Origin of the sequence: Chryseobacterium joostei (genome assembly GCF_003815775.1) — a bacterium.
GTDB classification, from domain to species: Bacteria; Bacteroidota; Bacteroidia; order Flavobacteriales; family Weeksellaceae; genus Chryseobacterium; species Chryseobacterium joostei.
Map to the genome: position 1 here is coordinate 657,912 of NZ_CP033926.1, position 23,988 is coordinate 681,899.

Genomic DNA, 23,988 nt, shown 5'->3' on the forward strand with positions numbered 1-23,988 from the left:
CCAAATAAAATATATAAAAAATGCAAAAATTAAAAACTTGACAATCAGACATATATAACAGGATGTCGAAAAACCACAAACAAATCACGATTTAAAAAATCACCATACAAATAATTTATGAACAACAATTTAATATCCCTAGGAGAGCTTTCAAGTGTAGCCTCGCCCCACAATTCGGGGAATTTTGGGAATATTTTTCACCTTGACAATTATGATCACTATCGTAATGCTGTCAATAGTACTTTAGACCTTGTACAGGAGTTTCTTGATAGAAACAAAAAGCCATTCAGTGGCATAGAGGCTAAGGAAATGAAAAGAATGGTAGAAGAAATCGACCTTAATCAAAAACTTTCAAACTATAACGAGCTTCTTTCTGAAGTAGATGATATTTATGTAAAACATGCAACAGCATTTCACCTTCCGGAATATGTTGCCCATCTCAATTGTCCAATTGTTATTCCCGCATTGGCAGGAGAAATTCTGGTAAGTGCTATCAATTCTTCACAGGACACTTATGATCAAAGTGCCGGAGGAACCTTTATGGAAAGAAAGCTAATTGACTGGACTGCCGGTGAAATTGGGTATAATACGAATGAAAGTGATGGTGTTTTCACAGCAGGAGGATCACAAAGTAACTTAATGGGACTGGTTATGATGCGTGACTGTTTTTCCCAGAAAAGATATAATCATAATATTAAAATGGATGGTTTGCCACAGGAAGCAGATCGTTTCAGAATATTTGTTTCAGATAAATCTCACTTCAGTAATCTGAAAAATGCTTCAATAATGGGGCTTGGAGAGAAATCTATCATTAAGGTTCCTACTGATAATGAATTCCGTATGGATATTTCTCTGCTGAAGAAATATATCAAAAGGGAAGAACAAATGGGAAATATTCCTATTGGTATTGTAGCCACAGCCGGAACTACCGACTTTGGAAATGTAGATCCATTGGAAGATATTGCCAATATAGCAGAACATTATAGTATCTGGATGCATGTGGATGCAGCATATGGATGTGCTTTATTATTAAGTGAAAAGTACCGCCATCTATTGAATGGAATTGAAAGAGCAGATTCAGTAACCATTGATTATCACAAGTCATTCTTCCAACCTATCAGCAGCAGTGCTTTCATTGTTAAAAATAAAAAAGAACTGTTAATCCTTAAACACCATGCCGATTATCTGAATCCTAAAGAAATGGACGAGGAGGAAATTCCGGCTCAGATAAACAAATCTATCACACAGAGTACCAGACGATTTGATGCTCTTAAATTATGGTTTACTTTAAGAATGATGGGCAAGCAACAACTGGCAGAATATACGGACACTGTTATCGACCTTACAAAGGATGCAGCCTCTATGATCACTGAAGATCCTGATTTTGAACTTCTTTCAGAAACTGATCTAAGTGTTCTTGTTTTCCGATATATAAGACCTGAAATAAATGATCTGGATGCCATGAACCAATATATTAAAATGAAGCTTTTCTACAGCGGAGAAATATTGGTGGCAAGTACCAAGGTAAACGGGAATTTCTATCTGAAGTTCACATTCCTGAATCCTATAACCACTACAGAAGATATCCACAAAATCCTCACTAAAATCAAAATGCATGGAAAAGACTTTAGTACAGAAAAGTAGAACCGGAGAAAAAGCCCGGGAAATCACCTACAGGATTCTTCTCAACGGAATGCTGAGGGAGCTTGGAAACGGAAAATTTTACCAAGGAGTTCCAAAGTATGATCTTCTTACTGCACAAGCCCTTAAAAAAAGCAATTACACCTTGCATCTGAGGTTTGAAATGAAGAAAAGCGGACTCTTTTTATTTGCTCCCGTTTCTTACCGTTCTGAAAGTGCATTTCACGAATATGGTTTTCCTGTTTGGGCTGTAGATCATAACAATAATAAGACGTTTGAAGTTAACATTCAAAAACTTATAGAATTGATTTACAGAGAATTTTCTGATCGATATACTGAAACAGGATTAGAACATTTTGAGAAAAGGATTCAGAGCAGTTTAAGAAACCTTGAACTTACTACTGAAGCCTGTTTACAACAACAGAGCCTTTTAAGTTATTCATTTTTAGAATCTGAACAAATGCTTCCGGCAGGGCACAATCTTCATCCTTTCACCAAATCCAGAATGGGGTTTTCTGAGGAAGAGCAAGTATTGTACGGCCCTGAATTCAAAAATGGATTTCAGTTGGAGTATTTCCTTATTCATAAAGATTGTATTTCCGAAAAATCCCTGCCAGGAATCTCTGCAAAGGAAATATTCGGGAAACTGGCTTCAATACCGGAAAATTACGATTCTAAAACCGCAAATGATTATTATGTAGTTCCTTGTCATCCATGGGAAGCCCAATATCTACAGACTACGAAAGGATATGCAGATCTTTTAGGTTCCGGAAAAGTAATACACCTTGGGCCATCCGGAGAAGAGTTCTTTGCTACATCATCTATCAGAACACTTTATAGTCCGAAGTTCAACTGGATGCTAAAATTCTCCCTGCATGTTTTGATGACCGGATCCGTAAGGACCAACAGTCTGAAGGATCTCAAAAGAGGATATGCCTCTTCTGTATGGTGGGAACAGGAAAAAGAATCATTTGAAAAAGATTTTTCAAGTTTAAAATTACTGCTGGAACCTTCTTCTTTAAGCGTTGATTATAATGGAGAAAATATTGACAGTTTCAATATCCTGATCCGTGAAAACCCTTTTTCATCTAAAGATAAGGTTCTCTTGCTGGCAAGACTTTGTCAGGATGAAACTACGGACCGTTCTAATTTTACTACCCATTTTTTTAATGATGTTGTGGCTCATCTGAGCAAAGAAACGGAAGATGCTGTTATCAACTGGTTTCAAAAGTATGCTCAATTACTGATCTCACCTTTGAACAGGTTGTTTAATCAGTTTGGAATGGCTCCTGAAGTTCATCAGCAAAACCTTCTTATACAACTCAATGATCAGCTTCTTCCGGAAACAATCTATGTAAGAGACGGGCAGGGATATCTTTTAAGAGAAAGCTTTAAGGAAAAGTATACAAAATCCATAGAAAATTGCCCAGAAATTGAAACCCTGTTTATAAGAGACGAACGTCTTCTGGATATTGTGTCTCATCATCTTTTGGTAAGCAATTTCAGTGCATTAATTTCGTCCATAGGTAAAACGGGACTCATTGAAGAACAAAAGCTAATCAATATTCTTTATCAGGAATTTGAGCGTGTTCATCAGTCTGAACCTTCAGATTTCACCAATTATGCTTTGCATCAAAGGTATTGGGCCGTAAAATCAAACCTTCAGTCAGCTGTCCTAGATGTAGATGGTGGTGTGAATGCCTCTGCCATTGCTTATGCTAAAGTTCCCAATATTCTTCACAAATATTTCTTTTCAGAACAATTGATCCACCCGAAAGGAAAGGAGGTTTTTTTTAAACGTTATTTTCCGAAGGAAGATGTAATAACGGGAATGCGTCCGATAGATCTTGATAATGATCTTGAGATGTTGCATGAATGGTTCAACAGAGAACATGCTGTAAAAATATGGCAAATGAACTGGCCTATTGATGAGTTGGAAACCTATTACAGACTGATGCTTCCAAGTGACGAGGCTCACAGTTATATTGTTGAAAGCAACGATGAACCAACCTGTAATATTGAGGTGTACTGGGCATGCAGAGACATCGTAGGAGATTATTATGAAGTATTGCCTACGGATTACGGAACACACCAGTTTATAGCACCCATTGATCCTAAAAAGAAATTTGTATCACCTTCAACACAATCTATGGTTGACTATGTTTTTGCGCAGCCGCAGGTTGGGAAAATGGTAGGTGAAGGTTCTGTGGATTCTCTTGCATCTATGATGAATAAAGCTCATGTTGGGTTCAAGGTAGAAAAGGTAATTGAAATGCCTCATAAAAAAGCAAATCTTAATTTCTGCTACAGAGAATGGTATTGGGAAAAGTTTCCGCTGAACAAAGACGTACAAATCACCACAAACATCACAAAAAATGAATAATGAAACCATTTATAATGTAATAGGTATTGGCATAGGTCCCTTTAATTTGGGGCTTGCTGCCTTATCTAATCCAATTCCGGAACTGAAGACACTTTTCCTTGACCAAAAAGATGGTTTTGACTGGCACCCGGGATTAATGATTGACCATGTAACGCTACAGACTCCATTTTTATGTGACTGTGTTTCAATGGCTGATCCTACTAACCCTTTAAGCTTACTTAATTATTTGAAAGTAACGGGAAGGCTTTATAAGTTTTTCATCAGAGAAAACTTCTTCATTCCCAGAAAAGAATACAACCGCTATTGCCAATGGGTGATTGAACAGCTTCCACAATGTCGTTTTTCAACCCAGGTAACAGATATTGAATATGTGGATGGCCTTTATCTGGTCACCACTATTCATACCAAAACTAAGGAAAAAACAGTTTTAAAGACGGAAAGATTAGTTTTAGGAACTGGAACACAACCTCATATTCCTTCTTTTATTCCTAAAGATGATTCCCGTATCATTCATACAAGTTCTTATCTGTATAGAAAAGAAGAGCTTTTGTCTAAAGGCCGTAAGATAGCCATTATTGGGTCGGGGCAGAGTGCTGCGGAAGTTTTTTATGATCTTCTCCAAAATAGGGATGAAAACACCGAATTAGGATGGTATTCCCGTCCGGACAGATTTTTCCCTATGGAATATTCTAAACTGACGTTGGAACTTACTTCTCCTGATTATGTAGAATATTTCTATAACAGAAACAAGGAAGCCAGAAAAACCATTCTAAGCAAACAGCAAAGCCAGTTTAAAGGAATTAACTATGATCTGATTAATGACATCTACGATTTTATCTACGATCTTAATATTGACAATGCAGATCCGATGCTTAAAATCATTCCGAACAGCCAGTTGAATAGGGTAGATAATAGTAATCTGGAAACTATTAATCTTGAATTTACTCAATTGGAACAGGAAGTTCCTTATGAACAGGAAGCTGATTATCTGATTCTTGGGACCGGATACTGTTATCATGAGCCTGCATTCCTGAAAAATATTCAATCCAGAATTAAAAGAGATGTCGATGGGTTGTTTGATGTTAACAGAAATTACTCAATAGATCACAACAACCGAGAAATCTATATACTTCATGCAGAAGTACATACGCACAGCTATATTTCTACAGATCTGGGAATGGCTGCCTACCGAAACTCCTACATCATTAATGATATCCTTGGAAGAGAGCATTATAAAATTGAGAGAAAAATAGCTTTCCAGGACTTTGATGTAGAAAAATACGCTGATTTACCCACTGCCAACATTTAATATTAAAAAATGAACACCAACTTAAAAAATAATATCATTAGCCAGGAGCACTGGCAGCAGGCCAACAGAAATTTAATGGCCAAAACCATTGCAGAATTAATGCATGAGGAATTATTAAAACCTGTACCATCCTTTGAAGATGAAATGGGATATACCGTATTCATCCTGGAAACCGGTATTGAAAATATTGTTTATCACTTCCGCGGACAGGAAAGAATGATGGATTATTGGCATATTGATAAGGACAGTATTTCTAAAACAGAAAACGGTGAGAAAACATCTTTTGTAGATGTAGCTGCCTTTTTCCTGGAAATGCAGTCTGTATTTGATCTAGATCCTTATACCATTGCAAGATACACAGAAGAATTGCTGCATACTTTATATTGTGATGCCCTGATTCTTGCCAAAGGAGTAATGTCCTCAAAAGATCTTACTACAGCAGATTACCAGACCGTAGAACATAATATGACCGGACATCCGTGGGTAATTGTAAACAAAAGCAGGCTTGGCTTCTCACCACGTGATCTTAAAACATTTGCTCCGGAAGCTGAAGAAAACCTTAAGGTGATTTGGCTGGCATCTCATAAGAGCAGATCGGCATTTCAGTCATTGGAACATATCAACAGGGAAGAATTTTACCGTTCTGAAATTGGAAATACGTTGTATAAAGATTTTCAGCAAAAATTGATAGAAGAAGGAAAACTTGTTGAAGACTATCATTTTATTCCTGTTCATCCTTGGCAGTGGGAACATAAACTTCAGATTCATTTTGCAGGAGATATTGCCAACGAGCTTTTAATCCAGCTGGGAGAGGGAGAAGATATTTATAGTCCACAGCAAAGTATTCGTACTTTATTTAATGTAGATCATCCTAAAAAAAGATATCTGAAAACAGCGGTTTCTATTCTAAGTACAGGAAATATCAGAGGATTGTCTCCTAAGCAGATGAAAATTGCCCCATCCATTACAGATTGGGTGAAAGGTTTAATAAAAGATGATACCTATCTGGAAAACAAAGGAACCATTTTTCTGGGTGAAGAAGCTTCAATTGCCTATCTGCATCCGCAGTATGGAGCTATTGCCAGTGTACCTTATCAATACAATGAATTTCTTGGAGCCTTATGGCGTGAAAGTGCAGAAAACTACCTTACAGAAGAAGAACAAATGGTTACCATGGCTTCATTGCTTTATGTAGATGATAACGGAATTCCTTTGGTACAGGCTTTTGCAGAAAAGGCGGGAATGAGTATCAAGGAATGGATATCCAGTTATCTTGATGCCTATCTTACCCCTTTACTTCATATCTATTATACCCATTCATTATGTGTAACTCCACATGGTGAAAACATTATGGTCGTGTTAAAAAATGGGGTACCACAGAGAATTGTTATCAAGGACTTTGTGGATGATATTGTCCTGACAACAGAAGCAAGAGAAAAACTTCCTGCACACCTTGCAGATGGATTAATACAGTCTTCCAACAAGGAAAACATCCCGCTGTTTATCTTGCTAGGCGTATTTGATGCATTCTTCAGATACCTTTCCAATATACTGCACACCTATTCAAACTTTCAGGAAGAAACATTCTGGACTCTTGTTCATGAGTGTATAGAAAGTTACAAAGCAGACAACAGCCACCTGCAGGAACGTTATAAAAAATATGATCTGTATGTTCCAACATTCAAGAGATTTTACATCAACAGTCTGCGTCTGAAAAATAATGGGTATAGTGAAAATAAAGCATTTGCCATTCCAAGAAAAGATGGTGCATTGCCTAATCCGCTTTATCAGATAGCCAATAAAAATTCTGTAGCTGTACTATGAGGAAACTCCTGCATATCCTAAAAAATGGAACGGCTTTCACCTACGGAGCCTTAGCCGGTAAAAAAGTAGAGCTTACTTCCGGAAGCATTAACCGTTCCATTTTTAGCTTAGCAATTCCAATGGTGATGGAGCTTGTGATGGAATCCGTCTTCGTAAGTGTCAACCTTTTAATTATTGCCAGATTAGGTGATAAGGTTCTTGGCCTTGTAGGAATTACGGATAACTACATCAATTTTGCCTATGCCATTGCGGTGGGACTCGGCATTGCCGCAGCGACCCTTACAGCAAGAAGAGCTGGTGAAAAAGACAAAGAAGGAATGGGCAGAACCGCTCATTATATTATTCTTTTAGCTCTGTTTTTCGCAGTGCTTATTGGCGGGGTCTCCTGTTATTTTGCTTCTGAAATTGTAGGATTTCTGGGAATTAATGCCAATACGGTAAACGAAGGGGTATCGTTTTCAAGGCTTGTATTTTTGAGTATTGGACTTGTTATCCTTCGTCTTTCCGTGAATGGACTTTTTAGGGGGGCCGGCGACGCAGACCTTGCCATGAAATCACTTTGGATCTGTCATATTTCGAATATCATCTTTGCTGTAATCTTGGTCTTTGGATTAGGGTTTATTCCAGCTTTCGGATTGATGGGATTGGCTTATGCAACAGTTTTATCCAGACTTTTAGCAGTCTTGTATCAGGCCTTTATCTTTCTGTCCGGAAAGACAAGTATCAACATCCTTATGCCTTTTCACTTTGATCTGCCATTACTCAGAAAAATTTTGAAAATAGCCTTTGGAGGACTGGTTCAATATATCATTCCAACGTCCAGCTGGTTGATTATGGTAAAAATTATCTCCACATTCGGTACTACAGCCCTTGCGGGATATATTATTGCCCAACGTATTGCTTCAGTAGCCACTATGCCTGCATGGGGAATAGGAAACGCCGCAGGAGTGCTTACAGGACAGAACTTAGGAGCCGGTGATGCAGACCGTGCAGAGAAAACAGTATGGAGAGCCGGGACAATTAATATGAGCTATCTGCTTGCAGTAGCATTATTTTGGCAGCTTGCCGCCGAATATGTAGTAAAATTCTTTACTACAGAACCTGAAGTCGCAAGGTATGCCGTACAATATATTCATGTCGTTTCTATGGCTTATTTGTTATTAGGGTTTACAATGGTCATCAGCCGTGCCCTGAATGCCGCAGGAAACATCATGCAGGTCACCTTATTGTATATCGTCATGTTCTATGTAATTCAGCTTCCCTTGGCTTATCTCCTGGGAGTAAGATTTCAATGGGAACTGAAAGGGATATTTACGGCTATCGTTTCCTCGGAAATCGTATTAGCCATATTATTCTTAATGATCTTTAAAAATGGTAAATGGAAAACTATAAAAATTTAAAATGAACACCACAGAAGAATTTTATGAAATTATTGCATCTGCAATTGCAATAAAAAAAGAATTGGTAAACGAAAACCTTACGTATCAGGAAATCCCGGAATGGGATTCTATGTCTCACCTTCTTATTGTAGAAGCGCTTGAACAGTTTTACCAGATCAAATTTGACTTCAATGATATCCTGGAAATGGGTACCGTTGGAAAAATTCGTGAAAAAATGAAAAAATACGAGGTACTCGTAGAAAACTAAGAATATGAAAATTTTAGAAAATGTAATTGCCAACAAGAATCTGGTATTTACAGAAGCTTCAAGCGGTAAAACGATACCGATTGGAGCTTTGTATCGGTCCTTAGGCTTAAATCCTGTAGAAAAAGGACTCCTCTTTTTGTACAATGACAACCAGCTGCCCGGTATTGAGGTTCTCCTCAATTTTTACGGAACAGCACATGCTATTGCCTTGCTGGGACAAAAGCTCAATCCGGAGTTCAAAGACCGGATTGAAGCTGAATATCGTCCCAAATACATCTTTGATCCACAAAGGGAAGCCATTACTGGATACAGTTTGAAAGAATTTTCGGATACGATTAAGATTTTTGCCAGAGATAATTACAAAAGTGAGGTCAAAATTAATCCGGAAATCAAAATTCTCTTGAGTACTTCGGGAACTACAGGTATTCCAAAGCTGGTGAAGCTATCGGACGAAAACCTTTTCCAGAATGCCATTAGTATTCTTAAATACATGCCCATTCTGGAATCTGATGTAGTTCCTTTAAATGTGCCAATCAATTTTGTGTATGGATTTTCCATTTTCACCACCAACTGTATGCGTGCCGGAAGAATAGTATGTTCTGATAAAGACATTATGCAGAAAGCTTTCTGGGATGAAATGGATGAATATGGATACAGTACCTTAGGAGGGGTCCCTTATTTGTACGAAAACCTAAACAGAATAGGTTTTTTCAGGAAAGACAGTCCTAGTCTGAGGTATTTTACCCATACCGGAGGCGTCATTAACGGAGAATTGAGAAAAACACTTTTTTCTTACTGTAGCGAGTATGGAAAACATTTCTTCGCACAATACGGCCAGACCGAAGCAGGAGGAAGAATGGCTTATCTCAATACAGAAGGATTATTAGAAGAGGAAACATCCATCGGAACTCCTGTAGAAGGCGGAAGTTTTAGCATTCATGATGAAACAGATGAATTACTCTTTTCACATGTTAGTATTTTCGGAGGCTATGCCAATACGCTTGAGGATCTTGCATCCTACGAGCAGCCATCGGTATTGCACACCGGAGATACAGCCACAAAAGGTGAGAACGGAATATATTATATCACAGGCAGAATAAAGCGTATCATGAAGCTTTTCGGAATACGTCTTAATCTGGATGAAGTAGAATTTATTCTTAAAAACGAACTGACGGGAAATACTTTTGTTTGTCTTAATTCCAATGACAAGAAGATCGTTGTGCTTTATGATAATAAGGATATTGACCCTCAGATCATCACAGAAACCATTAAAAACAAATTGCGCATTAACCCACAATATGTGCGCACAGAACTTATAGAATCATTTCCATTATCACAAAACGGTAAAATAAATTATCCCCTGTTACAAAACTTACAACATGAAAACATTTAAAACCCTTATATTACTTTTTACACTTGCCTTATTTTCAGGTTCTCTTTCTGCACAGCAGAGTGAACGTATTCGTGGCAAGATCATGTTGTCTGAACAGACACCCGTAAAAAACGCACTTTTAAGACTTATGAATACGTCTTATCAGGCAAAAACCAATAATTTAGGAGAATTTTACTTTGATAATGTTACCCCTGGAGAGTATACTCTCCAGGTGGTTTTAAATGACATGGAGCTGATGCGGGAGCAAATCCATATTAAACAAGATGTCTACGAAATACCTACTGTTTATGCCCCTGCGCATAGCAATGACATTGAAGGAATTACAGTATATGCTTTTAGTAGAAACAAATTTTTGGCTAAAGACAGTACTTCAATCTCTAAAATGCCCCTAAAAAGCTTGGAAAATCCACAGGCTTATACTATTATCAACCAACAGATTTTAAAAGAACAGCTTACCTATGATGTTTCAGAAGTATTGAAAAATGTTCCGGGTATGGTAAAAATGCAGGGAAGTCCGGGAAGGGGTTCAGGAGATGGAAGTTTTTATTACAGCCTTAGAGGTTTCCCTACAAAAATATCAATGGTAGATGGTGTTCCTGCCAATACCAATGGTGAAGTTGACCCTGCGGATATTGAACATATCGAAGTGATTAAAGGACCATCAGGAACTTTATATGGAGGAGCAGTAACCTCTTTTGGAGGATTGATTAATGTAGTGACCAAAAAGCCAAAGGATTATTTCGGAGGTGAAATTTCTTATTTGATGGGAAGCTACAACCTGAATCGTGTGACTGCAGATGTTTATGGTCCGGTTACAGATTCCAGAAAAACCTTATTCCGTCTTAATGCCGCTTATCAGTATCAAAACGGTTTTAGGGATTCTGAATTCAGAAAATCATTCTTTGTTGCCCCTACATTAAGCTATCAGGTAAATGATAAGTTGAAATTTAGCTTAGGAGCTCAGATTTACAATTATGAAGGAACCAATACACCTATTATTTTCCTTGCCAGATCCAGGCCTTTTGTAGCCCATACGCCTGAAGAGCTTGGATTCGATTGGAAAAGATCATATTCCAACAATGATATGACCTTGAAGGCTCCATCCATCAACGTAAAAGCTGAGATTAATTATAAAATTTCGAAGAACTGGAGTTCACAAACCCTGATTTCGAGAAACTATAGAAAAACAGAAGGCTTATACCAATATCAATTCATCAGAGGAGATAAAAGTGATGCAATGCTGGAACGTAATGTACAATGGCAGAACTCAGAAGCTGCTTCTACAAGTGTTCAACAGAACTTTAACGGACAGTTTAATATTGGAAAGATCAAAAATAAGGTGTTGATTGGTTTAGATTATTTAAATCAATCCCTGAACAACAATCATTCACCTATCATTAAGTTTGATACCATCAACGGACAGGATCTTACTGCTAAGTATGGCTTTATCTCAAGAGATCTGGCAATGCAGAAAATTCAGGTATCAAAGGCTGCTTTAACAAGAACGACAATGTCCAGTAATGTTTATGGAGCCTATCTTTCTGATGCGGTTTATATTACCGATAGATTGATCACTTTATTGAGTTTACGTATCGATCATTATGAAAGCAAAGGACAGCTTAATCTAAATAAAAATGAACGTCTGGGTGAGTTTAAGCAAACTGCATGGTCTCCTAAAGTAGGAGTTGTTTATCAGGTATTTAAAGACCGTTTATCAGTATATGCTAATTATATGAATGGTTTCAGCTATACACCTCCGGTTACTCAAGGACTTGCCGATTATGACGGAAATATGAAGCCACAAAAATCCAACCAATGGGAAGCTGGATTCAAAGGAAATCTTTGGAGAAATCGTATTAATTTCACGGTAGGATACTATGATATTCTGGTTGACAATATGCAGAGAGAAATTGAGGTAATGCGTAATGGAAAAGGATACAGAATCACCATTCAGGATGGAGAACAAAGAAGTAAAGGAGTGGAACTAGAAGTAATCGCGAATCCTCTTCAAGGCTTGAACGTTATGGCAGGATATGCGTATAACGACAGTAGGTTTGTGAAAGCAGAACCTACTGTAGACGGACGTCGCCCAGGATCTGCAGGACCGGCAAGTGTCTTTAATTCATGGGTAAGCTATGTGCTTCAATTCGGTCCTTTGGATGGACTTGGTTTTGGTTTTGGAGTAAATCGTGTAGGACATCAAATTACAGAGCATAAAACTACTACAGGAAAATTCACTTTCCCTGCTTATACTCTAATCAATGCATCCATCACCCTTGAAAAAGAAAGATACAGATTAGGATTCAAAATGAACAATTTAGGCAATGCACAATATTTCGCAGGGCAGGGGGTCGTAGTAGCCCAGATGCCTCGTAATTTTGTTGCTGAGGTAAGCCTTAAATTCTAACTATGAAGCTTAAATTTAGAAAAATAGCATATCAGCTACATCTATGGCTCGGACTAACGTCCGGGCTTATAGTTGTTATAATGGCAGCCACTGGATGTATTTTAGTATTTGAAGAAGAATTAAAACATATTGTTCACCCAAAAAGATATTTTGTAGAGAACATTGGAGGCAAAAAACTATCGCTTTCTGATCTTACAGCAAAAGCTGAAAAAGCCCTGCCTGATGGATTGAAGGTTAAAAGAGCTATAATTTCATCCGATCCTTCCCGTACTTATGTATTCCGAACCCTTAAAATGGATAACGAAGCGCTGACCTATTGGGGAACCTACCTTTATTATTATAGAGTTTATATAGACCCGTACACAGGGAAAGTTCAGGAAGTAGAAGATGCAAAAAAAGATTTTTTTGAAATTGTACTGGATCTTCACCGAAGGCTGTTGCTGGGAGAAAAAATAGGAAAAACCATTACAGGATATTCTACACTGGTCTTCGCCATTATTCTTCTTTCGGGATTAGTGATATGGTATCCAAGAAAGATGAGCAAAGCTATGTTGAAAGGTATGTTCTTCATTAAAACTTCTGCCAACTGGAAAAGAATCAACTATGATGTTCATAATGTATTAGGGTTTTATGCCATAATTCCTTTATTATTTATTTCTTATTCAGCTTTGATCTGGAATTTTGAAAGTATGGATAAATGGATCAAGAATACATTGAATGGAAATATACCCACAGAAAAGAAAGCAAAAAGTAAAATTCCTACGGAAGGATCTGATACATCTGTCAATATTTTGGATATGATTGGCAATAAGGTAGAAAAAGGGTTAATCACTAAAGAATCTGCACTTGTTAATTTTCCAAGAACAGAGGAAGGAACCTATTATACAGAACTTACTTTAGGAAAAAAACAATACCAGAACGAAAATTATAATTTTGACCAGTATTCTGGTGAAATTCTAAAACATCAATTTTATAAAGACAAAAATATAGGATATGGTACCGCACTAAGGGAAAGAAATTACGATTTACATACAGGAAGTCTCTTCGGAATCACCGGAAGAATTATTTATCTTTTTGCCGGAATTATCGCAGCATCGCTTCCCATTACAGGTTTTATTATTTATCTCAACAAGAAAAAGAAGAAACCCCAAAAGAAAAAAGCATAACTAAAATTGACCAAGCCTCTATTATTGTAGAGGCTTTTTTATGGATATATTCTTATCAGACTAGCAATTTTACATTGTGGGAAAGAATATCCATACTTTTTTTCATCTCATCCACATTCAAATCTCCGAAGCCAAGCCTCATGGCTGTAAGTCCTTTATTTTGATAAAGCAGAGTTTTCGGAATAAAAAGATTATCCTGAGCACACTTTCGGCTTAGCTGCATCAGGTTAATAGGAATATTCCATTCTAGCCAGATCGCCAGTCCACCTGAAGGTTTTTCAAAGGTGATATCATCGCCAAGGTTTTCTGTAAGCAAAGCAGAACAATAGTCCCGCCTTTCCTGATACACCTTTAAAGATTTTTTCAGATAGCGGTTAATTTCTCCCTCCTCAATCATTTCTCCCAACGTTCTTTCCATAAGAATATCACCCTGCCTGTCGATAATTCCAAGATGCTTTCTCATTTCTACCATCAGGTTTTCAGGCGCTACAATAAATCCGGTTCTGAATCCGGGTGCTAAAGACTTTCCAAATGATCCGATATAGATTACCATTCCGTTTGTATCCGCACTGGCCAAGGGAAGAATTGGACTTTTATCATAGTGAAATTCATAGTCATAATCATCTTCAAGAATAACAAAGCCATATTCGTTAGCCAGTTCCAGTAACTCCAGCCTTCGTTGGGCGCTCAGTGCAACGGTAGTAGGATAGTGGTGATGTGGGGTAAGATAAAGCATTCTTATGTTTTGCCTCTTACAAGCTTCCCTTACGCTTTCCACAATAATTCCGTCTTCATCTATAGGAAGAGTTACAATATTCACGCCTGCCTTCTGGAAGATCATATTCACCGAAAAATAGCTTAAAGCTCCTACCAAGACAGTATCTCCGGCAGAAAGCAGAATTTCGGAAACAATATAGATACTCATTTCCGTACTTCGGGTAATCAGTAGATTATTCTTGGAAATGGGGAGTCCACGGGATAAATTAAGATATTGAGACAAATGTTCCTTAAAAAACTCACTGCCGTCATGGTTGTAATGCCCCAATCCTTTTTGATTGGATTTGCGTTTAAGAATAGAGCTGTAAAATCGTGAGTGTTGCCCAATTTGGGTAAGCCTGATATCCGGAACACCATCATTCAATACAAATTCACAATCCGAATGCTCAAAAGGGTTATCCAGTATATTGGATGTTTTAAATGAAAAACCTGTTGTTTTAGGGTAGTTTAAAAGATTATTCTCTTCAAAATCCTTTACTCTTATAGGTTTTTCCTGATCCTTGCCAATAACGAAAGTTCCTTTATTCGGAAAACTTTCCACCCAACCCTGAGCGCACAATTCATCATATACCGCTACAGCAGTATTCCGATGCACATCCAGTATTTCACTGAATGCCCTTGTGCCGGGAAGCTTTGTGCCAAAAGGCAGATATCCCCGCTGAATGGCATTTACCAATTGATTGGCGACCTGCAAATAAATTGAAGTCTCTGATTTTCTATCAATTTTTATAAAACTTTCATAAGGAATCTTAACCGGACTATCCATAATATCAAAACTGGCACCATACAACCATCCGGCAATATACTACTTTTGACATCAAAATAAAAATCTATGGAATTTCATCATCTGTTAAAAAAGATTGTACAGGATGGCAAAACCCATGCAAAATGGCTCAATACGCTATCCTTTATGGAAAATGCGGGCGCAAGAAAGATCTCAAAATGTGAACATCCCATTCTTGTAAGTGAGATTCAACTGAAGCATGCTGCTGAAGAACATCGTCATGCCTATTATCTAAAAAAGCAGATTGGAAAAATAAATCCTGAACTCTGCAAAACCTATGAAAACAGTGAACTTCTGGCTCCGATAGCAACAAGACAATATCTCCATTCCTTAGACATTAAAGCATGCAGATATCTTCAGGAGGCATTTCAACTGAGTAAGGAAGATCTTAAATATGCGGCTTATCTTTTTGTAACCTACGCCATTGAAGTAAGGGCAGATGAACTTTATCCGGTCTACCAGCAAGCACTTACCGAAGAATCTTCAAGAATTATGGTAAAATCCATTATTTTGGAAGAAGAGGGACACCTGGAAGAAATGATCAATCAATTAAACGAATTTTCCGCAGACTGGAAGCTTCATGCTGAACATATTCTTACTATTGAAAAGGAGCTTCATGAAGCATGGATTAATGCTGTTACAGAAGACGTAGAGCAATTAAGTTATGCTTAAAAGCATTCATCATTTTCAGGAATCTCTCGAAAAAAGAAAAGAGGAAGGAACCTTAAGGAGGCTTCAATCCCGCTCTGAGGGAATTGATTTTTACTCCAATGATTATCTGGGGTTTGCAAGAAGTAAGGAACTCCAGAATATTTTATTAAAAAAGATCAATGATAATCCCGATTTACTATCAGGAAGTACAGGTTCAAGGCTGATTAGCGGAAATAGCAATGTTGTAATAACGACCGAAAGTTTTATTGCAAAAAAGCATAGAGTTTCATCTGCTTTGCTTTTCCCATCGGGGTATCATGCCAATCTTGCGCTGTTTTCCACACTTCCTAATCGTCATGATACGATTATTGTGGATGAACAGATTCATCGTTCTGTACATGATGCCTGCAAAATATCGAATGCCAAAAAGATTAAGTTTAAACATAATGATCTGAATGATCTGGAAAATGTATTAAAAAAACAGGACAGGCACTGCTACATCGCCATAGAAAGTCTTTACTCAATGGAAGGAGATTTTGCTCCCATTCAGAAGATTTCAGAAATGGCAAGGCATTACAATGCAGACTTATTGTTAGATGAAGCCCACGCTTTTGGTGTTTTTGGACATGGATTGATTGAAAAGTACAATCTACAGGATCAGATTACAGCAAGCGTCATCACCTATGGTAAAGCATTGGGAGCTCATGGAGCGGCTATTCTTTGTAATGATACTGTGAAGTCTTATCTCATCAATTTTGCTTCGCCTTTTATTTATACCACTTCTGCGCAGGATTTTCAATGGATGAGTATAAAAGCGGGATATGAATTTTTGGAAAGCAATCTTGAAGCAGCAGAAAAACTTCAGCACAATATCAAAACATTCCGAGAACAGGGACTGAATTCTCCTTCCTCTGAAAAAAGCCCTATTCAGGCTATTGTTATTCCTCATAACCAAAAATTAGGTCTTCTACAGAAAATTTTATCCAATGAGGGATTTGCAACCTATGCCATATACAGTCCAACCGTAAAGGAAGGAACGGAACGACTTCGAATATGCCTTCACAGCTTCAATACAGAGAAAGAAATCATCAGACTCACAGGAATTATCAAAGAATTTAATTAAAGCAAAATAGCTGACACAACCATATGAAACTATTTATAACAGGAATAGGAACCGAAATAGGAAAAACGGTTTGTTCTGCCATTTTAGTACAGCATTTTAAAGCTGATTACTGGAAACCGGTACAATCAGGAGATCTACACTATACTGACAGTAAAAAAATTGAAGACTGGACAGACAATACAATATGCCATCCGGAAAGATACCGTCTGCAATTGGCTGCATCTCCCCACCAGTCTGCCAGAGCGGAAAACATAGACATCAATCTTGATGAGTTTCAATTACCAGAAACTCAAAACGCATTGATTGTAGAGGGCGCAGGTGGGCTTATGGTCCCTCTTTCGGATCATAGCTTTATGATTGATTTGATAGAAAAACTAAGGATTCCTACAGCACTTGTTGTAAGAAATTACCTAGGCTGCATCAATCATACCTTGCTTTCCGTGATGGTATTACAACAAAGAAAAATCAAACTTGAATATCTTATCCTTAATGGAGAATTTCCTGAAGATACAGAAAGAGTAATCTGTTCTTTCATTGAAAAGGATACAAAAATTATCAGAATTCCTGAAATCAGCCCCGATAAAGAAAATATCACCACTACAGCAAAACAATTAACAATAACAAAATTATGATAATGGATAGAAAAACAGAGATTAGAAATGACTGGACCAAGGAAGAGATTGAGAATATTTATAATCTCCCTTTAATGGAGCTGATCTACAAGGCAGCAACTGTGCACCGTGAAAGACATGACCCATCCGAAGTACAGATATCTACTTTACTGTCAATTAAAACAGGGGGCTGCCCGGAAGACTGTTCCTATTGCGGACAGGCCGCACGTTACCATACCAACATCAAGGTACAGGCCTTGTTACCCACAGAAACCGTTATTGCTCATGCTCAAAAGGCAAAAGACAGTGGTTCTTCAAGATTCTGCATGGCTGCGGCTTGGCGTGAAGTTCGTAACAATCGTGACTTCGACAGGGTAATAGATATGGTAAAAGGAGTAAATGAATTAGGACTGGAAGTATGTTGTACGCTGGGAATGCTTACCGAAGAGCAGGCAATCAGGCTTCAGGAAGCTGGGCTATACGCCTACAATCACAACCTTGATACTTCTGAACAATATTATGAAGAGATTATCTCTACCAGAACATTTGATAACAGAATCAATACCATCAATAATGTTAGAAAGGCAGGAATCACTGTATGCTCAGGAGGAATTATAGGACTAGGAGAGACCCACAGAGACAGAATTTCAATGCTATTGACCTTGGCTACAATGCCGAAGCACCCGGAATCAGTGCCTATTAATGCATTAGCAAGGGTAGAGGGAACTCCATTGGAAAATAATGAAAAGGTAGATACTTGGGAAATGGTAAGAATGATTGCTACAGCAAGAATTGTAATGCCAGCATCTATGGTAAGATTAAGTGCAGGGCGTATAGAAATGACTGAAACAGAACAGGCATGGTGCTTTATGGCAGGGGCAAACTCTATTTTCACGGGAGAAAGAGAAACCTTGTTGGTAACACCTAACCCTGGAGTATCTGAAGATATGCAGATGCTGGAAAAACTAGGGCTAAAACCTATGCTTAAAAAAGAAACCTGCTGTTAAAAAAACTATAAATGATGAGTTATGAGTTTTTGGATATTAATCATGAGCATTCTTGTATTCATCCTGACTCTTGTGTCTGATTTTTTGAATCATTAATACATTTTACATCAATACATGAATACAATAACACAACAGGCAAGTCTTACGCAGAGAGACAGAGCCGTCAACTGGCATCCTTACACACAAATGAAGACTGCAGATGCTATCATTCCTATTGTAAAAGGAGAAGGGATTTATCTGTTTGACAATGAAGGCAAGAAATATATGGACGTGGTCTCATCATGGTGGGTAACGCTGCATGGCCATTCTCATCCTTATATTGCCCAACGTATATTTGAACAGCTTAACACGCTTGAACAAGTTATTTTTGCTGGTTTTACCCATGAACCTGCCATACAGCTTTCGGAAAATCTATTAAAACTTTTACCAACCAATCAGAAGAAGGTTTTCTATTCTGATAACGGATCCACAGCCGTTGAGGTTGCATTAAAGATGTGCATTCAGTATGCTCATAACCAAGGGAAGAAAAAGACCAAGATTCTGGCTTTTAAAAACGCCTATCATGGTGATACCTTTGGAGCCATGTCCGTAAGCGGAAAAAGTTTTTGGACAAAACCGTTTGAAAGCATGCTGTTTGAAGTTGTTTTCATCGATACTCCCAATGCTGAAAACCTGAAAGATTTACAATCACAGATCAGAAATTTGAAAGATGAGGTGGCATGCTTTATTTATGAACCGCTGGTTCAGGGAGCCGCGGGAATGTTAATGTATAATGCAGAAGACTTGAGCAGTTTGATGAAATTCTGTAGAGAACTAGGTGTTCTTATGGTTCAGGATGAGGTTTTCACAGGCTTTGGAAGAACAGGAAAGCTATTTGCTGCCAATTATCTTGCCGAACAGCCGGATATCATGTGCTTTTCAAAAGGATTAACAGGAGGAACCATGCCGATGGGGATCACCACATGCTCTGATGAAATCTATAATGCCTTTTGGTCTGACGATAAGCATAAAACCTTATTTCATGGACACTCCTTTACAGCAAACCCTTTAGCATGCACTGCTGCCTTGGCAAGCATGGAAATATTACTTAAAGAAGACACCCAAATGAATATCAAACGTATCACCCATCAGCATTCTGAATTTGTAAAATCACTGGCCATACATCCTCAGGTAGAAAATGCCCGTCAGGTTGGAACTATTTTAGCTTTTGATTTTAAAACAGAGTACGGAACATCCTATTTCAATGAAATAGGGAAAAGACTTTACAATGAATTTTTACAGAGAGGAATCATAATGAGACCATTGGGAAATGTGATCTATCTGGTGCCGCCTTACTGTATCACTTCTGAAGAATTAGATTTTGTTTATCAAAATATTATGGAAGTATTAGATCTGTTCAGAAACTAAAATATCCATCAATAATTACAATAAAAGGCCCTAAAAAACACATCATAAGCTCAGCCCATTTCCCCATGAATGAAGTTCAGAAAGGATAGGGCCTAGCTTTTTTCCTTTTTCAGTCAGTTTATAATAAACCTCCGGAGGAAAATTATACACTTCAATCCGTTCAATAATATGATCGTCCTCCAATTGTTTAAGCTGTTCTGAAAGTACCTTTTTGGATACCCTGGGCATATTCCGCCAAAGCTCGACAAAACGTACCGTATCTTCTTCAAAAAGATTGTGCAGAATTAATGGTTTCCATTTTCCGGAAAGAATATCCAGACTCCGTCTAAGACCGCAGTTTTTAAACTCCTCGAAATTCATAGTTTACTTTAAAGTATATCGTTAACCTTTTGGTAACCTTCGATTGTTTTCATTCAGTTCACCAATAGCTTTGTACTACAAACTTAAACAAATGAAATTACAATTATGGCGCAATGCAACATTGCTATTGAATATTGACGGAACCTCTATCTTAGTTGATCCAATGCTTGGAGAAAAAGGATCATTAGGAAAATTTCCTATGACAGATAATGAATTACTGAATCCTTTGGTAGATTTACCTTTCAGCAGAGAAGAATTAATTGAAAAGTTAGATAAAATAGATGCGGTAGCCATTACCCACTTGCATCCGGATCATTGGGACGTACAAGCCGTACAACTTATTGATAAAGCTACGCCCATTCTTTGTCCTGAAAGCATTTCAGATCAAATTATTCAACAGGGTTTCAAGAATGTTATTTCAATAAAAGATCAAATCCTATGGAAAGATATTGATATTTCAATCACCAAAGGACAGCACGGAACCGGAGAAATTGGAGAAAAGATGGGAGCAGTCAACGGATTTGTTTTTAAAAAAGATAATCAATCTGTTTATATTGTAGGAGACAGTATTTGGTATAATGACATCGCTGAAGAAATCAACAAACATGAACCACAACATATTATCGTAGCGGGTGGCGCAGCAACCTTTTCGGTAGGAGATCCTATTATCATGACCAGTGAAGACATCCTGAAAGTTTGTGAACATGCTCCTAAAGCAATGATATGGGTTACCCATTTGGAAACCGTAAGCCACTGTAAAGAAAACAGGGCGTTTATTGAAACAAAAATTAAAGAAAAAGGATATGAATCCCAATGCTTTGTCCTGAAAGACGGAGAAGAAACTGAATTATATTCTCATTAAAATAAATAAACCTTATAGACTTTGATATCTATAAGGTTTATTGCTTCATTAAAATAGCCCAACTTATCGAAATAAATTATTTAATTCTTCATATCATTCCAAACCTCTTGTAAATTTTTATCATCTATTTCTTTGCTGCAATGAATTTTTTCTAAATGTTTATCATTTATATTTTTTGATACTTGGCAAAGTGAAAAATAAAAATAAGGCTTTAATTTTTTTTCAATTTTTTCCATATCTAAATTTTCATTATGATGATTAAATATGATAGTAGACTTACAAGGACTTTTAACAATTTCAACATCTAACTCTTTAAGAACTTTTAGTATAAAATTTCTAGCCAAATCATGATCATCCTTAAAGTCCTTTTTACAATTAATTACATCATAAGATAAATGATATTTTCTTTCCATAGCTTCTTGAATAAATTTTGAGAATATTTTCATTAATTAGATTTTACTCAAAATTAAACAAGAATAATATGAGAAAATTATGGTTTCCCATATTTTGTTTTAATTTTCTATACATTAAAAGATTAATCCTCTACATATTTATTTCTGGCAGCTCTCATTCCAAAATAAAGCATGATCAATACTGCAATACTTAAAAAATAGAATGAAATATTCCAGGAAACATCCCAGTCATGCAATTTCCCAAAGATAGGAGGGCCAAATGCCGCTATCAGATAGCCTACAGACTGAGCCATTCCCGAAATCTTAACGGCATTGATACTGCTTTTCGTTCTCGTAGAAAAAAACAAAATGGACAAGCTGAAAGACAAACCATTGGAAATCCCTATAATCACTGCATTTACATAGATCCACTGTGATTTAAGGAAAACAAACATCATGGTACTGGTGAACATCAGAGCACATATAAATAGAATCAGAATCCTTTGATCTTTCATTTTACTTGCAATGATCGGACAACAAAACGTTATCGGAATCATGGTAATCTGAATGACAAATAAAACCCATCCTGCGCTTTCACCCGGCATATTATAATCTGCAAGAAATGAGGGTAACCAAGCCACCATGCAGTAATAGAACAATGACTGCAATCCCATAAAGACACTGATATTCCATGCCTGTGCAGACTTAAACATATTAAAATCAGAAGTTCCCATTGCAGGCTTTGGCTGTCCGGAATTCTTTTTATTGAATATCATTTCCAGCATTAAAACAAAAAATCCCAAGGCTGCAATGACCAGCCAGATTCCCAAAGAGCCTCGCCATCCAAATCCCGTCCATTCTCCAATCCTAACGCTAAACCCTGAAGCCAGTGCAGCCGTAAGATTCATAGCAACTGCAAAAACCCCCGTCATTAAGCCAATCTGCCTTGGAAAATTATTCTTAACATATCCCGGAGTCACTACATTTCCAATACAAATTCCTAATCCGATAAACACAGATCCAATGAATAAAAGTACAAGAGATCCCGAAATCCTCAGGAACAATCCAAAACTTAAAATAATCAATGAATACATCAATAGCTTACTAATTCCGAGCTTATTCGAAAACCTACTAACCAAAACAGAACAAACAGCAAACATAAAAAGTGGAATAGAGGTAAGCAGGCTAACCTGAAAATTATCCAGTTTTAGAGCCTCTCTCACATCCCCAAGAACAGGAGAAACAGCAACAATAGGCGACCGAAGATTACTGGAGATCAGGATAACCACCAATATATTCAGGATCATTAAAACATAGGAAGCATTTTTTCTTACTTCGTTCTTCATCATAATAATAACTTTTGTACAAAATTAGTATAGTAATTTTGTTTAATTTTGCCAAAATTTTAACCTAAAACGACATGAATGCCAACGACAGTATAAAAGTAGATGAACTGAATAAGCCTTATTTTGTATGGTTTGAAGAAAACTGGATTCATGATGATGTTCTTCATCAGCATAAGAAAGGCCAGTTGGTTTATGTGGAAAGTGGCTTTCAGTATATCACCATTGAAGAAAAAATCTACCTTCTTCCTCAAAATCATGCAGTTTGGATACCCTCGAATGTCATTCATAAAACCAATTCTCATTCTGAAAAGATCAAACTCATGATCATGTTTGCAGACACGGATAACAAGAATTCCTTTTATGATGAGGTGAATGTCTTTTTTGTTCCTCCTGTTCTAAGGGAAATGATAAAATATGCAGAAAAATGGTCCCAGCTCCTTAAAAAAGATCCCGATGAAACAATATTTTTAAAGGCACTCTTCAATGAACTTCCTCATTTTGTAGAGCATTCCCTAAAGCTTCACATTTGCCTTCCAAAGGATAAGCGTCTCACCAAGATTATTGAACACTTTCATAATCATTACAATAGAGAGGTTATCATAGAAAATCTGGGGGATATGGCTTTATTATCTTCTCGTACCCTGGAACGTATTTTTAAGAAAGAAACCGGACTGACATTGAGTAAATACCAACAAATGCTTCGCATTATAAAAAGTCTGGAACTTCTCAGTTCAGGGAACCTTACCATTTCAGAGATCGCCTATGAAGTAGGGTACAAGAGTGTACAATCATACACCAGAAGCTTTCTTTCGGTTATGCAATTCAGACCTACAGACTTCATTAAAAATATTAACACAAATTCAGTAAAAGTGACTTATTAATTAACAAAAACTCATAT

20 protein-coding genes are annotated in these 23,988 nt (G+C 37.2%); 16 read left to right on the plus strand and 4 right to left on the minus strand.

The window, feature by feature from the left end; genetic code table 11:
• The first annotated feature begins 117 nt into the window (after positions 1-117).
• From EG359_RS03115 to EG359_RS03155, 9 genes are read left to right on the plus strand one after another with little or no spacing between them, the layout of a single operon-like run.
• The gene (locus EG359_RS03115) at positions 118-1,644 is read left to right on the plus strand and encodes a pyridoxal phosphate-dependent decarboxylase family protein (RefSeq protein ID WP_076351952.1); all 1,527 of its coding nucleotides are present in this window, start codon (positions 118-120) and stop codon (positions 1,642-1,644) included.
• Positions 1,616-4,024: a GNAT family N-acetyltransferase gene (locus EG359_RS03120; RefSeq protein WP_076351951.1), complete on the plus strand. Its 2,409-nt coding sequence runs from the start codon at positions 1,616-1,618 to the stop codon at positions 4,022-4,024. The genes EG359_RS03115 and EG359_RS03120 overlap by 29 nt, the downstream gene beginning before the upstream one ends.
• On the plus strand, positions 4,017-5,333 hold the full coding sequence (locus EG359_RS03125; protein ID WP_076351950.1) for a lysine N(6)-hydroxylase/L-ornithine N(5)-oxygenase family protein: 1,317 nt from the start codon (positions 4,017-4,019) through the stop codon (positions 5,331-5,333). Before EG359_RS03120 ends, EG359_RS03125 begins: the two co-directional genes overlap by 8 nt.
• A 9-nt stretch (positions 5,334-5,342) precedes the next feature.
• The gene (locus EG359_RS03130) at positions 5,343-7,157 is read left to right on the plus strand and encodes an IucA/IucC family protein (protein ID WP_076351949.1); all 1,815 of its coding nucleotides are present in this window, start codon (positions 5,343-5,345) and stop codon (positions 7,155-7,157) included.
• Positions 7,154-8,557, plus strand: a complete 1,404-nt coding sequence (locus EG359_RS03135; protein WP_076351948.1) for an MATE family efflux transporter — start codon at positions 7,154-7,156, stop codon at positions 8,555-8,557. The genes EG359_RS03130 and EG359_RS03135 overlap by 4 nt, the downstream gene beginning before the upstream one ends.
• A 1-nt stretch (position 8,558) precedes the next feature.
• Positions 8,559-8,804 carry an acyl carrier protein gene (locus EG359_RS03140; RefSeq protein WP_027372308.1) on the plus strand — a complete coding sequence of 82 codons (246 nt, stop codon included), beginning with the start codon at positions 8,559-8,561 and terminating at the stop codon, positions 8,802-8,804.
• A gap of 4 nt (positions 8,805-8,808) precedes the next feature.
• Complete coding sequence (locus EG359_RS03145) at positions 8,809-10,197, plus strand: AMP-binding protein (RefSeq protein WP_076351947.1); 1,389 nt, start codon at positions 8,809-8,811, stop codon at positions 10,195-10,197.
• Positions 10,184-12,604: a TonB-dependent receptor gene (locus EG359_RS03150; RefSeq protein ID WP_076351946.1), complete on the plus strand. Its 2,421-nt coding sequence runs from the start codon at positions 10,184-10,186 to the stop codon at positions 12,602-12,604. Before EG359_RS03145 ends, EG359_RS03150 begins: the two co-directional genes overlap by 14 nt.
• A gap of 2 nt (positions 12,605-12,606) precedes the next feature.
• Positions 12,607-13,770, plus strand: coding sequence for a PepSY-associated TM helix domain-containing protein (locus tag EG359_RS03155; RefSeq protein ID WP_076351945.1), 1,164 nt, complete (start codon positions 12,607-12,609; stop codon positions 13,768-13,770).
• Between the two features lie 55 nt (positions 13,771-13,825).
• Here the strand turns inward: EG359_RS03155 and EG359_RS03160 are convergent, their stop codons facing one another.
• Entirely contained in the window at positions 13,826-15,313 is a 1,488-nt protein-coding gene (locus EG359_RS03160; protein ID WP_076352098.1) for an aminotransferase-like domain-containing protein, read from the minus strand.
• A 66-nt stretch (positions 15,314-15,379) separates the two neighbouring features.
• Here EG359_RS03160 and EG359_RS03165 point away from each other — a divergent pair, with 66 nt between their 5' ends.
• The 5 genes from EG359_RS03165 to bioA all read left to right on the plus strand — a co-directional run bounded on the left by EG359_RS03165 (position 15,380) and on the right by bioA (position 20,130).
• The gene (locus EG359_RS03165) at positions 15,380-16,003 is read left to right on the plus strand and encodes a hypothetical protein (protein ID WP_076351944.1); all 624 of its coding nucleotides are present in this window, start codon (positions 15,380-15,382) and stop codon (positions 16,001-16,003) included.
• Entirely contained in the window at positions 15,996-17,105 is a 1,110-nt protein-coding gene (locus EG359_RS03170) for an aminotransferase class I/II-fold pyridoxal phosphate-dependent enzyme (RefSeq protein ID WP_076351943.1), read from the plus strand. Before EG359_RS03165 ends, EG359_RS03170 begins: the two co-directional genes overlap by 8 nt.
• A 23-nt stretch (positions 17,106-17,128) precedes the next feature.
• Positions 17,129-17,737 (plus strand): dethiobiotin synthase, encoded by a 609-nt coding sequence (gene bioD, locus EG359_RS03175; RefSeq protein WP_076351942.1) that lies wholly within the window; start codon positions 17,129-17,131, stop codon positions 17,735-17,737.
• 2 nt (positions 17,738-17,739) lie between these two features.
• Positions 17,740-18,723 (plus strand): biotin synthase BioB, encoded by a 984-nt coding sequence (bioB, locus tag EG359_RS03180; protein ID WP_076351941.1) that lies wholly within the window; start codon positions 17,740-17,742, stop codon positions 18,721-18,723.
• 114 nt (positions 18,724-18,837) lie between these two features.
• The gene (gene bioA / locus EG359_RS03185) at positions 18,838-20,130 is read left to right on the plus strand and encodes an adenosylmethionine--8-amino-7-oxononanoate transaminase (protein WP_076351940.1); all 1,293 of its coding nucleotides are present in this window, start codon (positions 18,838-18,840) and stop codon (positions 20,128-20,130) included.
• Between the two features lie 42 nt (positions 20,131-20,172).
• Here bioA and EG359_RS03190 read toward each other — a convergent pair whose 3' ends face one another.
• Positions 20,173-20,490 carry a winged helix-turn-helix transcriptional regulator gene (locus tag EG359_RS03190; protein WP_076351939.1) on the minus strand — a complete coding sequence of 106 codons (318 nt, stop codon included), beginning with the start codon at positions 20,488-20,490 and terminating at the stop codon, positions 20,173-20,175.
• A 91-nt stretch (positions 20,491-20,581) separates the two neighbouring features.
• Between EG359_RS03190 and EG359_RS03195 the strand changes: the two genes are divergently transcribed.
• Positions 20,582-21,352 (plus strand): MBL fold metallo-hydrolase, encoded by a 771-nt coding sequence (locus EG359_RS03195; protein ID WP_076351938.1) that lies wholly within the window; start codon positions 20,582-20,584, stop codon positions 21,350-21,352.
• Positions 21,353-21,432: 80 nt separating this feature from the next.
• Here the strand turns inward: EG359_RS03195 and EG359_RS03200 are convergent, their stop codons facing one another.
• Both EG359_RS03200 and EG359_RS03205 read right to left on the minus strand, forming a co-directional pair.
• Positions 21,433-21,798, minus strand: a complete 366-nt coding sequence (locus EG359_RS03200; RefSeq protein ID WP_076351937.1) for a hypothetical protein — start codon at positions 21,796-21,798, stop codon at positions 21,433-21,435.
• Positions 21,799-21,887: 89 nt separating this feature from the next.
• On the minus strand, positions 21,888-23,093 hold the full coding sequence (locus EG359_RS03205; protein WP_228434898.1) for a CynX/NimT family MFS transporter: 1,206 nt from the start codon (positions 23,091-23,093) through the stop codon (positions 21,888-21,890).
• Between the two features lie 71 nt (positions 23,094-23,164).
• Between EG359_RS03205 and EG359_RS03210 the strand changes: the two genes are divergently transcribed.
• A complete protein-coding gene (locus EG359_RS03210) occupies positions 23,165-23,971 on the plus strand; it encodes an AraC family transcriptional regulator (protein WP_076351935.1) in 807 nt (268 codons plus the stop codon).
• Positions 23,972-23,988: the final 17 nt, after the last annotated feature.

Bases quoted from the DNA above. Each gene is read 5' to 3' on its own strand.
- EG359_RS03115 (WP_076351952.1), top strand. From the start codon at position 118: ATGAACAACAATTTAATATCCCTAGGAGAGCTTTCAAGTGTAGCCTCG.
- EG359_RS03120 (WP_076351951.1), top strand. From the start codon at position 1,616: ATGGAAAAGACTTTAGTACAGAAAAGTAGAACCGGAGAAAAAGCCCGG.
- EG359_RS03125 (WP_076351950.1), top strand. From the start codon at position 4,017: ATGAATAATGAAACCATTTATAATGTAATAGGTATTGGCATAGGTCCC.
- EG359_RS03130 (WP_076351949.1), top strand. From the start codon at position 5,343: ATGAACACCAACTTAAAAAATAATATCATTAGCCAGGAGCACTGGCAG.
- EG359_RS03135 (WP_076351948.1), top strand. From the start codon at position 7,154: ATGAGGAAACTCCTGCATATCCTAAAAAATGGAACGGCTTTCACCTAC.
- EG359_RS03140 (WP_027372308.1), top strand. From the start codon at position 8,559: ATGAACACCACAGAAGAATTTTATGAAATTATTGCATCTGCAATTGCA.
- EG359_RS03145 (WP_076351947.1), top strand. From the start codon at position 8,809: ATGAAAATTTTAGAAAATGTAATTGCCAACAAGAATCTGGTATTTACA.
- EG359_RS03150 (WP_076351946.1), top strand. From the start codon at position 10,184: ATGAAAACATTTAAAACCCTTATATTACTTTTTACACTTGCCTTATTT.
- EG359_RS03155 (WP_076351945.1), top strand. From the start codon at position 12,607: ATGAAGCTTAAATTTAGAAAAATAGCATATCAGCTACATCTATGGCTC.
- EG359_RS03160 (WP_076352098.1), bottom strand. From the start codon at position 15,313: ATGGATAGTCCGGTTAAGATTCCTTATGAAAGTTTTATAAAAATTGAT.
- EG359_RS03165 (WP_076351944.1), top strand. From the start codon at position 15,380: ATGGAATTTCATCATCTGTTAAAAAAGATTGTACAGGATGGCAAAACC.
- EG359_RS03170 (WP_076351943.1), top strand. From the start codon at position 15,996: ATGCTTAAAAGCATTCATCATTTTCAGGAATCTCTCGAAAAAAGAAAA.
- bioD (WP_076351942.1), top strand. From the start codon at position 17,129: ATGAAACTATTTATAACAGGAATAGGAACCGAAATAGGAAAAACGGTT.
- bioB (WP_076351941.1), top strand. From the start codon at position 17,740: ATGGATAGAAAAACAGAGATTAGAAATGACTGGACCAAGGAAGAGATT.
- bioA (WP_076351940.1), top strand. From the start codon at position 18,838: ATGAATACAATAACACAACAGGCAAGTCTTACGCAGAGAGACAGAGCC.
- EG359_RS03190 (WP_076351939.1), bottom strand. From the start codon at position 20,490: ATGAATTTCGAGGAGTTTAAAAACTGCGGTCTTAGACGGAGTCTGGAT.
- EG359_RS03195 (WP_076351938.1), top strand. From the start codon at position 20,582: ATGAAATTACAATTATGGCGCAATGCAACATTGCTATTGAATATTGAC.
- EG359_RS03200 (WP_076351937.1), bottom strand. From the start codon at position 21,798: ATGAAAATATTCTCAAAATTTATTCAAGAAGCTATGGAAAGAAAATAT.
- EG359_RS03205 (WP_228434898.1), bottom strand. From the start codon at position 23,093: ATGATGAAGAACGAAGTAAGAAAAAATGCTTCCTATGTTTTAATGATC.
- EG359_RS03210 (WP_076351935.1), top strand. From the start codon at position 23,165: ATGAATGCCAACGACAGTATAAAAGTAGATGAACTGAATAAGCCTTAT.